Annotated in this window: 15 protein-coding genes and 1 pseudogene; 8 read left to right on the top strand and 8 right to left on the bottom strand. The window is 61.8% G+C overall.

What is annotated here, in order from left to right; translation table 11 throughout:
* The 8 genes from LRX75_RS11175 to LRX75_RS11140 form a co-directional block, all read right to left on the bottom strand.
* Positions 1-885, bottom strand: coding sequence for a carbohydrate ABC transporter permease (locus tag LRX75_RS11175; protein ID WP_231814368.1), 885 nt, complete (start codon positions 883-885; stop codon positions 1-3).
* Positions 885-1,763, bottom strand: a complete 879-nt coding sequence (locus tag LRX75_RS11170; RefSeq protein WP_231814366.1) for a carbohydrate ABC transporter permease — start codon at positions 1,761-1,763, stop codon at positions 885-887. Before LRX75_RS11170 ends, LRX75_RS11175 begins: the two co-directional genes overlap by 1 nt.
* Before the next feature lie 163 nt (positions 1,764-1,926).
* Positions 1,927-3,126, bottom strand: coding sequence for an ABC transporter substrate-binding protein (locus LRX75_RS11165; protein WP_231814528.1), 1,200 nt, complete (start codon positions 3,124-3,126; stop codon positions 1,927-1,929).
* Positions 3,127-3,309: 183 nt separating this feature from the next.
* Entirely contained in the window at positions 3,310-4,830 is a 1,521-nt protein-coding gene (locus LRX75_RS11160) for an aldehyde dehydrogenase family protein (RefSeq protein ID WP_231814364.1), read from the bottom strand.
* On the bottom strand, positions 4,830-5,609 hold the full coding sequence (locus LRX75_RS11155) for an enoyl-CoA hydratase/isomerase family protein (RefSeq protein WP_231814362.1): 780 nt from the start codon (positions 5,607-5,609) through the stop codon (positions 4,830-4,832). The genes LRX75_RS11160 and LRX75_RS11155 overlap by 1 nt, the downstream gene beginning before the upstream one ends.
* Complete coding sequence (locus tag LRX75_RS11150; RefSeq protein ID WP_231814360.1) at positions 5,602-7,212, bottom strand: acyl CoA:acetate/3-ketoacid CoA transferase; 1,611 nt, start codon at positions 7,210-7,212, stop codon at positions 5,602-5,604. The genes LRX75_RS11155 and LRX75_RS11150 overlap by 8 nt, the downstream gene beginning before the upstream one ends.
* Before the next feature lie 8 nt (positions 7,213-7,220).
* Complete coding sequence (locus LRX75_RS11145) at positions 7,221-8,225, bottom strand: Gfo/Idh/MocA family protein (RefSeq protein ID WP_231814358.1); 1,005 nt, start codon at positions 8,223-8,225, stop codon at positions 7,221-7,223.
* The gene (locus tag LRX75_RS11140) at positions 8,222-9,268 is read right to left on the bottom strand and encodes a LacI family DNA-binding transcriptional regulator (RefSeq protein ID WP_231814356.1); all 1,047 of its coding nucleotides are present in this window, start codon (positions 9,266-9,268) and stop codon (positions 8,222-8,224) included. Before LRX75_RS11140 ends, LRX75_RS11145 begins: the two co-directional genes overlap by 4 nt.
* Before the next feature lie 256 nt (positions 9,269-9,524).
* On the opposite strand from LRX75_RS11140, the gene LRX75_RS11135 reads away from it, so the two are divergent.
* The 8 genes and pseudogenes from LRX75_RS11135 (at position 9,525) to LRX75_RS11100 (ending at position 15,312) form a co-directional block, all read left to right on the top strand.
* A complete protein-coding gene (locus LRX75_RS11135; RefSeq protein WP_231814354.1) occupies positions 9,525-10,691 on the top strand; it encodes a dihydrodipicolinate synthase family protein in 1,167 nt (388 codons plus the stop codon).
* 159 nt (positions 10,692-10,850) lie between these two features.
* A pseudogene (locus LRX75_RS11130) lies at positions 10,851-11,244 on the top strand (transposase); the annotation flags it as partial.
* A gap of 436 nt (positions 11,245-11,680) precedes the next feature.
* Complete coding sequence (locus LRX75_RS11125) at positions 11,681-12,610, top strand: hypothetical protein (protein WP_231814352.1); 930 nt, start codon at positions 11,681-11,683, stop codon at positions 12,608-12,610.
* A 316-nt stretch (positions 12,611-12,926) separates the two neighbouring features.
* A complete protein-coding gene (locus LRX75_RS11120; RefSeq protein ID WP_231814350.1) occupies positions 12,927-13,073 on the top strand; it encodes a hypothetical protein in 147 nt (48 codons plus the stop codon).
* 15 nt (positions 13,074-13,088) lie between these two features.
* On the top strand, positions 13,089-13,475 hold the full coding sequence (locus tag LRX75_RS11115) for a helix-turn-helix domain-containing protein (protein WP_231814348.1): 387 nt from the start codon (positions 13,089-13,091) through the stop codon (positions 13,473-13,475).
* A gap of 45 nt (positions 13,476-13,520) precedes the next feature.
* Entirely contained in the window at positions 13,521-13,853 is a 333-nt protein-coding gene (locus LRX75_RS11110) for a transposase (protein WP_231814527.1), read from the top strand.
* A gap of 444 nt (positions 13,854-14,297) precedes the next feature.
* A complete protein-coding gene (locus LRX75_RS11105) occupies positions 14,298-14,744 on the top strand; it encodes a MerR family transcriptional regulator (RefSeq protein ID WP_231814346.1) in 447 nt (148 codons plus the stop codon).
* Positions 14,734-15,312, top strand: coding sequence for a PIN domain-containing protein (locus LRX75_RS11100; protein ID WP_231814344.1), 579 nt, complete (start codon positions 14,734-14,736; stop codon positions 15,310-15,312). The genes LRX75_RS11105 and LRX75_RS11100 overlap by 11 nt, the downstream gene beginning before the upstream one ends.
* Positions 15,313-15,591: the final 279 nt, after the last annotated feature.

The raw sequence follows: 15,591 nt of genomic DNA, 5'->3' as shown, positions 1-15,591 counted from the left end.
TCAGCCTTTCACGGCGCCGGACATCAGGCCGCGCACGAAGTAGCGACCCGAAACGATGTAGACGATGAGGGTGGGCAGGGCGGCGAGGATCGCGCCGGCAAAGTGGACGTTGTATTCCTTCACGCCTGTGGACGACTGAACGAGGTTGTTGAGCGCGACCGTCATCGGCGTCGAGCTGGCGCCCGCAAACGAGGCACCGAACAGGAAGTCGTTCCAGATATTGGTGAACTGCCAGATGACCGAGACGACGATGATCGGGCCGGAGGAAGGCAAAAGGATGCGGCGGAAGATCTGGAAGAAGGTCGCGCCGTCGATCTGCGCCGCCCGCACGAGTTCGGTCGGAAAGGCCTCGTAGTAATTGCGGAAGTAGAGCGTGGTGAAGCCGAGACCGTAGACGACGTGCACCAGAACGAGCCCGGGGATGGAGCCGGCAAGGCCCAGCATGCCGAGGATGCGCGCGGTGGGAATGAGCACGATCTGGAAGGGGATGAAGCAGGACAGGAGCAGCATGCCGAAGACGACGTTCGACCCGCGGAAATGCCATTTGGTCAGCACATAGCCGTTGAGCGCACCGATCACCGTCGAGATGGCGACGGCGGGGATGACCATGAGGATGGAGTTGATGAAGAAGGGCTTGAGGCCCGTCGGCTGGATGCCGATCTGCGCGGTCGACCAGGCCGACAGCCATGGCTCGACGGTCCAGACCTGCGGCAGGTTGACCATCCCGCCCTGTCGGATCTCCTCCAGCGGCTTCAGCGAGTTCACCACCATGACGTAGAGCGGCATGAGGTAGAACATCGCAAAGAAGATCAGGGCGGTATAGATCAGGGCGCGGGTGAGGAGGCCGTGCGAGATCGCGTTTTGCGGATTGGCGGCGCCGCTCATCAGCGTTTTCCTCCGCGGATTTCGGAATAGAGATAGGGAACGATGATCGAGAAGATCATGACCAGCATGATGATGGCGGAAGACGCGCCGATGCCCATCTGGTTTCGGGTGAAGGTGTAGGAGTACATGAAGGTGGCCGGCAGTTCGGTCGCCTGCCCCGGGCCCCCGCCGGTCAGGGCGACGATCAGATCGTAGGCCTTGATGGCGAGATGGGCGAGCACGACGAAGGCCGACAGGAAGACCGGGCGCATCAGGGGAATGATGATCCGTCGGTAGATCGTCACGGTGCCCGCACCATCGATCTGCGCGGCCTTGATCATCTCGTTGTCGACGCCGCGCAGGCCGGCGAGGAACATCGCCATGATGAAGCCCGAGGACTGCGAGACGGCGGCCAGCACGACGCAGTAGATCGCCATCTTGCTGTCCTTGATCCAGGTAAAGGCAAAGGTTTCCCAGCCCCAGAGGTGCATGGTGTTCTCGATGCCGATGCCGGGATCGAGAATCCATTTCCAGGCGGTGCCCGTGACGATGAAGGAGAGCGCCATGGGATAGAGGTAGATCGGGCGCAGGAAGCCTTCGCCGCGGATCTTCTGGTCGAGCATGATCGCCAGGAACAGGCCGAGCGCCGAGCAGATGAGGATGTAGAGCGAGGCGAAGATCGCCAGATTGGTGATCGCCCGCCACCAGTGCGGCAGGGCCCAGAGCTTGCTGTAGTTCGACAGGCCCACGACGTTGTAGGACGGCAGCATCTTGCTGTCGGTGATTGACAGGAAGCCGGTATAGGCGATGAAGCCGTAGACGAAAATGACGATGACCAGGAAACTCGGCGCGAGCACGATTTTCGGCAACTGGTCCTGTAGGAAGCTGCGGCTCTGCATGGCTTCGTTCCCCTCCCCTCGCCCGGAATACGGGTGCACGGCCTCAGGCGCCGGCCATCATGGCCGGCCTCTCGGCGCACCCGGTCTCCCCGGCAGTCTTGACGTATCGGATGGTGTGATGGCGGGCGCCGCGGACGCGAAGGCCCGCAGCGCCGCGCCACGCTTACTTGGCGGCTTCGACCGCGCTCACCAGCTCGGCGACCGCGTCGTCGGCCGTCAGGTCGCCGTTGAACTGGCGGGTCACGACGTCGTAGATCGCGTTCTTCACGGCTGCCGGATTGGCGTGGCCATGAGCCATGGAGCCGATGAGCGTGCCGTTCTTGTCGGCTTCGGCCGCATCCTTGATGGCTTTCTTGCCGCAATCGTCGAAGGCTGTGTCCGACACATCGGTGCGCACCGGCGCCGAACCCTTGACGACGTTGAAGGCCGACTGGAACGCGGGGCTTTCGATGGCGGAGGCCATCTCGATCTGCGCCGGTACCTTGTCGTCGGCGACCTTGAACATGACGAACTGGTCGGTGTTGAAGGTGACGGCACCCTGCGTGCCGGGGAAGCGCATGCAGACATAGTCCCTGCCCGGCGTCTTGCCGGCCTTGGAGAACTCGCCCTTCGCCCAGTCGCCCATGAACTGCACGCCGGCCTTGCCGTCGATGACCATGGCGGAGGCGAGGTTCCAGTCGCGGCCCGAGAAATTGGGATCGACATAGGAGCGCAGCGTCGTCATGCGGTTGAAGGCTTCCTTCATCTTGTCGCCGCCAAGCGCCTTCGGGTCGAGATCGATAAAGGCCGACGTGTAGAAATCGACACCGAGCGACAGCACGACGGCGTCGAAGACGGTCGCGTCCTGCCAGGGCTGGCCGCCGGCGGCAACCGGGATGATGCCCTGCGCCTTGAAGTTGTCGAGGAGGGCGATCAGCTCTTCCCAGCTCTGCGGCTCCTTGCCGCCGGCCTTGTCGAGCGCCGCCTTGTTGATCCACATCCAGTTGGTCGAATGCAGGTTGACGGGTGCCGCGATCCAGTGGCCGTCATATTTCGAGAACTTCTGGAGCGCCTTGGGGATGACGTTGTCCCAGTTTTCCTTTGCGGCGACCGCATCGAGATTGCCGAGTGCGCCTTCCTTGGCCCAGTCGAGAATGTCGAAGCCGAGCATCTGCACCGCGGTCGGCGCGTTGCCGGCCGTGACGCGGGCGCGCAGCACCGTCATGGCTTCCGTGCCGCCGCCGCCGGCGACCGGCATGTCCGTCCAGGAGATGTTCTTGGCTTCGAGGTCCTTCTTGAGGACTTCCAGCGCCGAGGCCTCGCCGCCGGATGTCCACCAATGAAGCACCTCGACGTTTTCGGCAGCCTGCACGGCGCCGGTCATCAAAGCGAGACCTATTGCAGTCGATGTCAGAAACTTGCGCACGATGTTTTCCTCCCATGAGCACAGTGAAGAGCGAAACCCATTTCCGCTCCCTTGCCGCCGCCCTCCTCGAGCGTCGGCGTCAGCCGGCCTATTAAGCCGCAGTCTCTCCCGAAAGCGCGTTCCGCGTTCGGGCAAGGTTCGTCAGGCCAGCTTTTCCGTCTGCGGCATCCACCAGTTCGTGCGGCCGCCGATATGCATGTTGAGCGTCTTGGTCTCGGTGTAATCCTCCACCGCGTGGCGCCCGAGTTCGCGGCCGAGCCCCGACTGCTTGTAGCCGCCGAACGGCAGCTCGGAGGCGCCGTCCATGAAGGTGTTCATCCACACGGTTCCTGCCCGCACCTGTCTGCCGATCGTCAGGCAGGTATCGAAATCCTTGCTCCACACCCCGGCCGAAAGCCCGTAATCGACAGCATTGGCGATCTCGATCGCCTGCGCCGTCGTCTCGAAGGTGAGCACGGAGAGAACCGGGCCGAACACCTCCTCGCGTGCGACCGGCATGTCGGGCGTAACGTTCGCGAGAATCGTCGGCGCCATGAACTGGCCGCGGCCGAGATCCAGCGCCTTGCCGCCATAGGCCACATCCGCGCCACCGCTTGCCGCCCCTGAAATGTAGCCGGCGATCTTCTCCAGGTGCTGTGGCGTGATGATCGCACCGACCTGCGTCTGCGGATCGAGCGGATCGCCAACCCGCACCTTTTCCGATAGGGCGGCCACGCGCTTGACCACGTCCTCGGCGATGCTCTTGTGGAGGATCAGCCGCGAGCCGGCATTGCAGCACTCGCCGGCGTTGAAATAGGCGCCGAACACGGCGGCATCGATGAAGCCGTCGAGATCGGCATCGGGAAAGACGATCTGCGGGTTTTTGCCGCCGAGCTCCAGCGACACCTTCTTCAGCGTCTGCGCCGCGTTGGACATCGTCAGCTTGCCAACGCCGGTGGAGCCGGTGAACGACACCATATCCACGTGGGGATGCGTCGTCATGACAGCGCCTACCTCGGCGCCCGTGCCCGTGACGATGTTGACGACGCCCTTGGGAACACCCGCTTCCTCGAGGATTTCGCCGAGCACGACGGTCGAGCCGGACGAGAGTTCCGACGGCTTGACGACCGTGGTGCAGCCGGCGGCCAGCGCGAAGGGCAGTTTCTGCCCGACGATCAGGAAGGGAAAGTTCCACGGCGTGATGATCGAGACGACGCCGATCGCCTCGCGCAGGACAACGCCCAGCGTGCCGTCGCCCAACGTGTTGTAGCTTTCTCCATGGAGATCGCGGGCAAGGGCCGCGGCATAGCGCCAGATATCGACCGAACCGGCGATTTCGCCGCGCACCTGGGAGATCGGCTTGCCGGCTTCCACCGCATCCAGAAACGCGAGTTCCTCGGCCCGCGCGGCGATGAGATCGGCGGCCTTCAGCAGGATGCCGGAGCGCTCCGACGCCGTCATCCGCGGCCAGGGTCCGGTGTCGAAGGCCTTGCGGGCTGCAGCGATGGCGCGTTCGGCGTCTGCGCGCGTTCCTGCCTGGAACCGGCTGACGACGACGCCATGGCCGGGCGCGACCCGCTCGATCGGATCAGTCGTCCCTTCGCTCCACCGGCCGTCGATCAGCATCTTGAAGTCGCGCGGGGCATGATCCGCGAGCGCCGTCGGGTTTACCAGAACCGTCATTACCATTCTCCCTTGAACTGTGCGGCACGCTTCTCCTTGAAAGCGGAAACGCCCTCCTTCAGGTCGGCCGTCTTGGCGGCAAGAATCGACCCCAGCGCCTCCACGGCCGTCCCGTTGTCCTCCCCGTTGGCGCTTGCGATCATCAGCTTGACGATCTCCAGCGCCGCCGGCCCGCGCGCGGCGATGCCTGTCGCCATGTCTTTTGCAGCGGCAAGCGCATGTCCCGTCGCGGTCACCCGGTCCACGAGCCCAAGCGACAGGGCCTGCTCTGCCGTGAAGATCTCGCCGCCGAGCGCCATCCGGCGCACGGGCTGGGCGCCGAAGCGCTTGACCAGCCGCTGCGTGCCCGACCAGCCCGGCACCATGCCGAGGCCCGTTTCCGGCAGCCCGATCCGGATGTGTTCCTCGGCGATGCGGATGTCGGCGATGCCGGCAAGCTCGAGACCGCCGCCAAGCGCGTGCCCGTTCAGCGCCGCGATCAGCGGCATGCGCAGCGTCGCAAGCCGCTCGAACACGCGGTGCCCGTAGCGCACCCAGCCATGCCCGAACGCGTCCGGTCGCATGCCGCCCCAAGCGGTGATGTCGCCGCCGGCCGAAAACCCCGACCCCTCACCGGTGAGGATGGCGACGCGAACGCGCGCGTCCGCTTCCACCGTGTCGGCCGCTGCCACGAGCGCCTTCAGCATGTCGAGGTCGAGCGCATTGCGCTTTTCCGGCCGGGACACCGTGAGGATGGCGACGGACCCCTCGATCTCGATACGCACCTCTCCCTTAGACATGGGCACCCTCCAGAACGCGGGGCGCCTTGGCGGACAGCGAAAGACCGAGGGGCGCCTCGCCAAACAGCGCGGCATCCATCAGCTTCAGGTCCGGCGAGACGATCAGTGGGAATTCGGACTGGTCGAGCACCTGCGTCTGCAGGTCGACGCCGGGTGCGATTTCGGTGAGAACCAGCCCTTCCCGCGTCAGCTTCAGCACGCAACGCTCGGTGACGTAGGTGATGTCCTGCCCCTGCGCGATGGCGCGGCTGCCGGAGAAGGTGACATGCTCGACCGCCTCGACCAGCTTCTTCAGCTTGCCTTCCTTCTCGATCACGAGCTTGCCGTTGCTGATCGAGAGTCTGGCGCCGGCATTGAACATGCCGGAGAAGACGATCTTGCGGGCGCGGGCGGTGATATCGACAAAGCCGCCGGCGCCGGCCGTCACATGCGGACGGAAGGACAGACGGGAGACATTGACCGAGCCGTCGCGGCCGATTTCGAGGAAGGAGAGCAGCGAGGCATCGAAGCCGCCGCCTTGGAAGTAGGTGAACTGGTAGGGCGAGGGCATGTAGGCATCCGCATTGGACGCGCAGCCGAAGGCAAAATCGAGCAGCGGCACGCCGCCGACGGCCCCCTGCTCGATGACCCAGGTGACCGCGCCGTGCAGGCCCTCCTCCAGGAGGATACGCGGCACGTTGGCGGAGATGCCGAAGCCGAGATTGACGCAGCTGCCGGCTTGAAGCTCTTGTGCCACGCGCCGCGCGATGACCTTCTGGATGTTGAAATCCGGCACGGAGAAGCTTTCGAGCGGCCGGAAGATCTCGCCCGAAATCGCCGGATCGTAATCCGTCAGCGTCGTCTGCTTCTGGTCAGGATCGACGATGACGTAATCGACCAGCATGCCGGGAACCCGCACGTCGTGTGGCTTCAGCGCGCCCTGCTTGGTGATGCGCTTGACCTGCGCGATGACGATGCCGCCATTGTTGCGCGCCGCCAGCGCCTGGTCGAGCCCGCCGAGCGTCGCGCCCTCGTGTTCATAGGTCAGGTTGCCATGCTCGTCGGCCGTGGTTGCGCGGATGATGGCAACCTGCGGCACGATGGCGGGGAAATAGAGCCAGTCCTCGTTCTCGAACGACACCCGCTTGACCACCGGCGTCTCCGCCGCCAGCGCATTCATGGCGCAGCCCTGCCGCTCGGGGTCCACGAAGGTTTCCAGCCCGATCTTGGTGATGACGCCGGGACGCTTGGCTGCAGCCTCGCGGTGCATGTCGAAGAGGATGCCCGAGGGAATGTTGTAGGCCGGAATCTCGTTGGCCGTGATCATCTGCCAGATCAGCGGCGGCTCGGATGTCGAGGGGCCGGAGGGATAGGAGCCGGCGAGGATCCGCTTGAGGAGGCCCTTGCGCGCGATATGATCCACACCCTTGATACCGCTCATGTCGCCGGCGGCGATCGGATGCAGGGTGGTGATCTCGCGTGGGTGGCCGGTCGCCGCGAAGCGCTCGCCGATCGCCTTCAGCATGAGATCGGGGCAGCCGAGCCCGCTGGAGGAGGAAACGGAGACGACGGCGCCGTCCGGGATCATGGCGGCCGCTTCCGCCGGAGTGATGTGGTTGCCCATGATATGCCTCACAACCCCGTCTGAACCGTGACGGCGCGGCCGGACCGTGCGGCTTCCACGACGGCAAGCCCTGTCGCCAACGACCAGATGCCGTCTTCCGCCGTTGCAGCCGGTAATCCCGTCCCGGCCATGGCCGCATGGAAGGCCGCAAGGCCCGTTTCATAAAGGTTGCGCCCGTCGAGCGGCAGCGTCTGTTCACCCTGCGCGTCGCGCAGCACCACCGTGCCCACCGGGCGCTGCGTCATGACGTTGCGGGCAATGAGCGACCCCTCGGTTCCGTGAACCTCGAAGCCGGTCTCGGCATATTTCGTGGTGAACCCGTCATGGAACTGAGCGATCAGCCCGTCTTCAAACCGCATGACGCCCATGACGGCATCTTCGAGCCCCGCCTTGCCGAGCCCGCCGGTCTGGCCAAAGGCCGTGACCTCCACCGGGTCCTGCCCCAGCACGAAGCGCAACGTGTCCGTGTCGTGCACCGTGATATCCAGGATAACGCCGCCGCCGGCCTTGGGATTGTCGAGCCGCCAGCCCTGCAGATGCGGCGGCAGATAGACCGCGTGGAAGACCCGTGCCGAAAGCGGCTTGCCGATCCGCCCGGCGGCGACTGCGTCCCGCATGGCCTTGTGGCTGGCCGCATTGCGCAGGTGGTGGTTCGTCGCCAGCACCACGCCGGCCGTCCGTGCCGCGTCCCGCATGCGGTGGGCATCCTCCAGCGTCATCGCCAGCGGCTTTTCGCAGAGAATATGCTTGCCGGCCCTGGCGGCGGCGATCGCCTGGTCGCGGTGAAGCTCGTTGGTGGTCGAGATATAGACCGCATCGATCTCCGGATCGGCAAGCAGGGCATCGAGATCCGAGACGGCCTTGCCGATCCCGTTTTCCGATGCGTAGGCTGCAGCACGCTGCGGGCTGGAACTCATGACGGAGACGACCTCCCCGCCCGTCGCGCGGATCGCGCCGATCACCCATTCCCGTGCGATCGTGCTTGCGCCGATCAATCCCCAACGGTTCGTCATGCAGATCGCCTCCCCGGCTTCAGTTTGTTCACGCCGCAGCTTTCCCGCACGACCAGCCGTACGGGCGTCACCACGGCCTCCGCCTCCGCTTTGCCGGCATTGATCTGCTTGAGCAGAAGCTGGGCGGCACGCCGGCCCATGCCCTGCGGATCCACCGCGATGGTGGTGAGCGCCGGCACGGATGTGCCCGCCTCGATCACGTCGTCGAAACCGACGATCGCGAAATCGACGCCCGGCTCCAACCGCCGCGCCCGCAATCCGTCATAAACGCCGAAGGCGACGGCATCGTTGAAGCAGACCCCGCCCGTCGGCTGGTCGACCGCCGCCATCGCGCGCACCACGGCCTTTGCCCCTTCCGCCCGCGAGGGTGCGCAGGCAAAGACCAGGCCTTCGTCATAGACGAGCCCTGAAGCCGCGATCCCGTCGCGATAGCCGGCAAGCCGTTCCTGAAAGATCGCAGTATCCTCGAACCCGCCGAAGAAGGCGATGCGCGTGTGGCCGAGCCTTGCCAGATGCTCGACGGCTGCGAACATGCCGGTGTGATTGTCGGATATGAGCGAGGACACCTTCGCACCTGCCACTGGGCGCACCACGGCGACGACCGGCATGCCGGCCGACACCAGCGCCTTGAAGTCGATGGCCCGCGAGCCGCGGGCGGGCGACACGACGAGGCCGGAAATGCCGTGCTCGCGCATGGAGGCGATGACCTCCGTCTGCCGGTCGAGGCTCTCGCTGGTATTGGCGAGGAACTGCACGAAGCCTGCATCCTGCACGACAAGATCGACACCGACGGCAAGCTCGGCAAAGAAGCTGTTGGTCAGATCGTTGACGACGACGCCGATGATCTTCGATTTGGCGCTGGACTGCCGGAGATTGGCCGCGCCGCGATTATAGACATAGCCGAGATCCCGCATGACGGCATTGACCTTCGTCCGCGTGCCCTCGTTGACGAGCGGCGACCCTTGCAGGACGAGCGAGACCGTCGATTTCGACACTCCCGCCGCCTTCGCAATATCGATGACCGTGACCCGTTCGTTCGCCATGAACCTTCATGCGCCTCCATCTTGACCCCCTCAATATTTGGATCGTTCCAAAATATCAAGAGACTTTTCTCACCATCTGCAGATTCCCCAATGGGCGACACGGAAGGCAGTATGGGCGCGCTTCTGCATGCAGTGCAGCATACTCGATGCAAACCGCCCGTGCCTGCGGCACTGGTCCGTCTTATCCATATCCGAAATATGGCCTTGCAATTTGGATCGATCCAAATTATCCGGTGGGCAAAATCGAGGAGACATCATGACCCAGGTTCTCAATCTGCCGACGTCCGCAGGTGCGGTCGAAGCGTATCGCCTCGTGGGCACGCCGATCGCGAGGCCTGCGACCACACCCGTCTTCAACCGCATCGCCTATGCCGCGGCGCATGTCGTTTCCGCGCCGGAGCGGGACACAGATCCGTGGAACCGCCCGGCCATCGACTGGGACACGACGCTCGCCTTCCGCCATCATCTCTGGAGCCTCGGCTTCAAGATCGCCGAGGCGATGGACACGTCGCAGCGCGGCATGGGTCTCGACTGGGCCGGCGCGCAGGAGCTCATCGCCCGTTCGCTTGCCGAAGCGCGGACAGTTGCGGGGGCCGACCTCGCCTGCGGCGCCGGCACGGATCATCTCGACCCGGCCGACGCCCGCACGCTGGACGACGTGATCGGGGCTTATGAGACGCAGATCGAGCATATCGAAAAACACGGCGGCCGCGCGATCCTGATGGCGAGCCGGGCGCTCGCCCGCATCGCCCGCTCTGCCGACGATTACGCGACGGTCTATGGCCGCATTCTCTCGCAAACGAAGGACAAGGTGGTGCTGCACTGGCTGGGCGACATGTTCGACCCGCAGCTGAGCGGCTACTGGGGAAGCACCGACTTCGCGCCGGCGCTAGATTGCGCGCTGCGGATCATTTCCGAGAATGCGAACAAGGTCGAGGGCATCAAGATCTCGCTGCTCGAACACGAGAAGGAAATCGCCCTGCGCGATCGGCTGCCGGAGACCGTGCTCTGTTTTACGGGTGACGATTTCAACTATGCCGGCCTCATCGAAGGCGACGGTCGGCGCCACAGCCATGCCCTCCTTGGCATTTTCGACGCCGTCGCACCGGCTGCCTCGAAGGCGCTGGCTGCGCTGGCCGCGGGCGATGGCACGACGTTCCGCGCGGTCATCGACCCGACGGTTCCCCTCTCCCGCAAGATCTTCGAGGCGCCGACGCAGTATTACAAGGCGGGCGTGGTCTTTCTCGCCTGGCTCAACGGCCACCAGTCGCACTTCACCCTTCCGGCCGGCATGCAGTCGGCCCGCGGCATCCATCACTACGCCGACATCTTCCGCCTCGCCGACCAAGCCGACATCCTCGATCGACCCGATCTGGCCACACACCGCATGCGCCATTTTGTAGGGACGCATGGGTTTGACTGAAACCTGGAAAACGATCAATGCCTGGAGAAGACGTTACCGAGAAAGAACTGCGGTTTCCTGTCGCTTCACGCTGCCGGCTGCAGCGGTTGAACGTTAGGCTTGGCCCCGCTCTTGCGCCTTCGACAGCTCGTAGTTCGACTGCACGTTCATCCAGAAGCGAGCCGTGCTCAGACCATGCCAAGTGTCGGACCGATAACCGCTATGGCAGTAGAGGCCTTTGCTCCACCACTAAAGACCTTCAAACGCGGTCGTGACTTTGCGGCTTGGTTGGGGTTGGTCCCTGTCCAGCACTCGACCGGAGGGAAGCAACGACTTGGTCGAACATCAAAGATGGGGCAACGAGACATTTGCAGGCTGCTGATCATTGGCGCTATGGCTGTCATCTAATGGGCCTCGCGCCGAGGAGCACAAACTGGATCTTGGTTGCACAGAATGATACAACGGAAGCCCAAAATGCTCGTCGCGATGGCGCTGGCGAACAAGATGGCACGCTCGATCTGGGCCATGTTGACGAAAGAATGAAGATTACCGGAATCCAGTCGTAGCTGTCTGATCAATCGATCGCGCAGCTATAGGACTGGATAGGCGGGCATGTGAGGAGACCTTGAACATCAAGGGCAAATGATCGGTTCGATCGGGATCAGGAAATGCACCGAGGCTCCAAGAGTGGAAAGACTCGTTAATTTGATTTGCGCCTGATTCGCGTATCTCCATGACGGTCAGCGGCTGCATCTTATGTCGCGCGAACGGGCCTGACAAATGACCGCACCCGATCACATGCTGGAAATGTTCGAAAACCGCTTGCATGAACCGGGGCATCCACACATGGAGCCTCCGGCAAACCCGACACGGTTCAGCAGCACAACGTAGAGTGGGCCCACCCCATCAGACTCAAAAGAGGCGTGGAGCGCCCGGCCACGTCGAACATAGTCGCGCAAGGTTCATGTCCTAGGCTCGTTCCATCAAACATCAACGCCCTTGGAACTCCCTTGAACGCCATTATCATCCCCGTACATCCACCAAAAATATTCTGGGCGATTTCGTTCCTCAACAGTCTACGTCTATTTCATCACAAATCAGAGACAAGGGTAGTCTTAGCCTGCTCAAACCATCTGGATGTCGGTTTCTTTGCCCGCACATTAGAGTCACTGAAACTCGGCGGATTGGTTGAACTGATCAACGTCGAGCATCAAGCCCGCTTCTGCTTTGGTCAAGAGGAGGTCCACAAAACGCTGGAAAATGCAGGGCCAGCAATCATTAACCGAAAAAAGTTTTTAGCGTTGCACTGGGCTTCCATACAAAGGTTTGAGTATTCGATTGTAATGGACTGCGACATCCTGTGTCTTCCTACTTTCGACCTGGATAGCTTCGTCGGTAAAGTCGCAGCTGCTTACGATTTGAACGTTCAGTGGGGAGCGACCCTTGTCGCAGAGCTCGACGCCCTCGCATATCCAAAAATTAACGAACAATCGCTTCAGCTATTCTCGGACCATGATCAAGCAAGGGTGCGGGCATCTGGCTGGGAAAAGATATACACGTGGTTTCTTGACCCTCCGTGCTACAGGCTGGACGACCTTCAGCGGTTCTTCAGTTACATGGGAGAAGTTCACAGCGGCCAGAAAGGCTTTTATGAAGCCCTTGGTTGGCACGCTTTCGATAACGTCGTCTTTACCTATTTCCGCGCCCTCTATTGCGACACTCAGATTCTAAGCTACGGCACTTCCGGGATTGCACATCTCCCTGAATGGTTAAGCGTTGAACAGCTTTCGATTCTGAGTCATTCCACCGGCTTCAGTCCCGCTTGGGCAACTTTGGTTTCATCTTTAAATAGCCCCGCAGCACTTCAAGCTTGTTTCCCAGAATGCTCGATCCTCTATCACTGCGATCGAATGAACGGCCTTGAAACTGGAGGGGTTTGAAACCTGCGTTTGCGTATGTTTCTAGAACCCCGTGATACGAGCAAGCACACATATGGCATTCTTGCTACAGTGCGCCGGTACGCGGCATTTCTGGGCTGAAGTTGGCAACGGATGTTATCGCCGGATTTCTCGGCGGAAAGAACGTCTAGTGAGTATTGAGATGATAGCGGACGAAGCCACCATTAAAGGCAAGGGGGCGTGCATTTCAAGTCTTGGGAGGTCGTGGAACCTCTAATACCAAGGCCCGTTGAAACTGACTCACGGGATTCCGTTTTCGGGCAAATCATGATTCAACATGGCGGAAGGAGATTTCGCCATGGGAAAGGCCCTCAATATCCGTCAGGACTACACGGCTGATGACCTGCGTCAGCTTGCCAGAAAGAGCCGGGACGCGGACTGGTCCCGCCGATTGCTTGCTTTGTCGGTGATCTACGAAGACGGCTCTCGGAGCCTTGCCGCATGAATCAGTGGGGTCGGTTTGCAGATCATCCGCGATTGGGTTGAGCGCTTCAACCGGCACGGTCCAGCTGGCCTGAAGACCGGAAAGGCCAAGGGTCGAGAGCCGTTGCTGAACGATAAGCAGCGCAAGGCGCTCGTTGAGGCGGTCGAGAAAGGTCCCGTTCCCTATCTCGATGGCGTGGTGCGCTGGAGGCTCGTCGATCTGATGCAGTGGCTTTGGCAGGAGCACCGCATCTTAGTGAGCCGTCAGACGCTTGGGCGCGAACTGCATGCGATGGGCTATCGCAAGCTCACGGCCCGGCCGAAGCATCATGCACAGAATAGCCAAGCGATTGAAGAATTTGAAAAAACTTCCCCGCCGCTGTGGCAGAAATTGCCGCCGGAGCCGCCCGAGGAAAACAAGTAGAGATTTGGTTCCAGGACGAGGCTCGGATCGGCCAGAAGAACAAAAATCACGCGCCGTTGGGCCAGGCGCGGAACGCGGCCTTCAGCGCCGCATGATCAGCGCACAAAGTCGGCCTACATCTTCGGGGCGATTTGTCCGAAGCTCGGCAAGGCAGCAGCGTTGGTCATGCCGTGGTGCGACACCTACGCGATAACACGGCATCTGGCCGAAATCTCCCGCCATGTCGACGAGAACGCGCACGCCATCCTCATCATGGATCAGGCGGGATACCGCGACAGCGTGAGCATTCCGGATTGCTTTGCTAGTGTGCCGGTCGTGCGCAAGCCTGTCGCGATCAGCGCTTTGGCCGTCGCCCTTCAACAGGTCATTCCTGTCTGATATGGACTGAAGTCTTTGGTGACCCTCTGAGGTCGCGCTGGCGGGGGATTGAAGATGTCTTCGAGCGTCTTCAGGACGGCGGCGACACCAGGGCTTACGGTAACGGGCTCTGCTGGGACAGCAACCGGGGCCGTCGTCGCTGCGCGACTCTCGTGCCTAATGAGCATCGAGATCTTGGCGAATCCCTTCAGTCTGCAACAGCTAGAGCAGAGCGTGCTGTCGGCGGTCAAATGAAGCAAACGCCTCTCGTTCCGGTCTAAGGCCGTTTCTATCGGTTGCCCGATACAGACTAACGCCAGGAATTTCTGCCTTATGCTCTTGATGGGAATCGAACCAGCGTTCCGAAGAACGGCCCCTCCATACCACCATTACAACCAACCCACACTTTCAGTTATTGCAGTTAGAGGCCTTGTTCGCTATACTGACGGCTAAGGAGATATCGTCATGGCCAGCCAGATTGTTCATTTCGCCAGACTTTCAGATCGCGACCGAAAAATAGCAACGCCATTACCAAAGCTGGTTGCCGGCGACAGGCTGGAACTCCACGTTCGTGATGCAGGTGGCAAACAGCAGATGCTCCCGATCCCGCCCTCAGCCGCCGCGGCTGTTGAAGCTCTTCTAGCGCACATGCTGCGCGGAGAGGGTGTCGCAGTGCTGGCCGAGGACCAGGAACTAAGCCCGAGCGAAGCTTCAGCAATTCTTGGCATCTCCCGCCCGCTCGTCGTCTTGCGCATGGACCGGGGTGAGCTGCCATTCCGCTACGTCGGCAAACACCGCCGCGCCCTCCTTAAGGACGTGCTCGCGTTGAAGTCGAAGCTTGACAAACGACAAACGGCGATGGAAGCGCTAGCCGAGGACACAGAGGACCTGATCGAGACCTATGGCCTCTAATCCGCCCGTCGCGGTCTATGATGCCTGCGTCCTCTACCCCTTCCACCTGCGCAACATTCTGATCCAGTGCGCCTTCGACGGTCTCGTCGAGGCGCGCTGGACCGACGATATACATGATGAGTGGATGCGCAATCTCGCCGCCAACACACCAGGCTTGTCAATCGAACGCCTGGAAGCCACGCGCGACCGGATGAACGCTGTCATCCCAGAGGCAGTTGTGAAAGACCATCGCCTATTTATTGCGGATCTCACCCTACCGGATCCCGACGATCGACATGTCCTCGCGGCAGCCATTGCCGGCAAAGCCTCCATCATCGTTACCTGGAACCTTAAGGACTTTCCCGCAAAAATCCTTCTCGCACATGGTGTGACCAGCAAGTCGCCAGATGATTTTCTTACCGATCTCCATGCGGCGTTTGCGGAAGCGCTAATCTCCAGCGTCCGAAGTGCGAGGCATAATCTGCGTAAGACAATCCCATCGGTTGAGGCGTTCGTCGACGCGCTTGATCAAGGCGGGTTGAAGAAGTTTTCAGGGGTACTTCGCCGGAACATAGCCGGATTGAAGTGAGCAGGCGCCATCCTTGAACTGCCGAGAGTGCCCGACGACTTCTCTCGCTTACCGTGTCGCGCTCGCCAGCTTCACGGATTTTTAACTGTCTGCCCCTAATTCCGCACGCCCTCGGCCTGAGGCCCCGAGAAACTGCGGAATGACACATACCAAACGAAGACCTTTCCAAACTCCATTTTCAGAAGAAGATTTCGACCTACTGCGATGTCCGTATTGCGCCCGTCGCGCCGGATTGGGTCGTAGAGAACATACTGCCGTACCTTCTGGGTTTGATTACCT

Origin of the sequence: Rhizobium quercicola (genome assembly GCF_021168455.1) — a bacterium.
Taxonomy (GTDB): domain Bacteria; phylum Pseudomonadota; class Alphaproteobacteria; order Rhizobiales; family Rhizobiaceae; genus Ferranicluibacter; species Ferranicluibacter quercicola.
The sequence above is the reverse complement of the archived record's forward strand: the minus strand, read 5'-3'. Positions and strand labels throughout refer to the sequence as shown.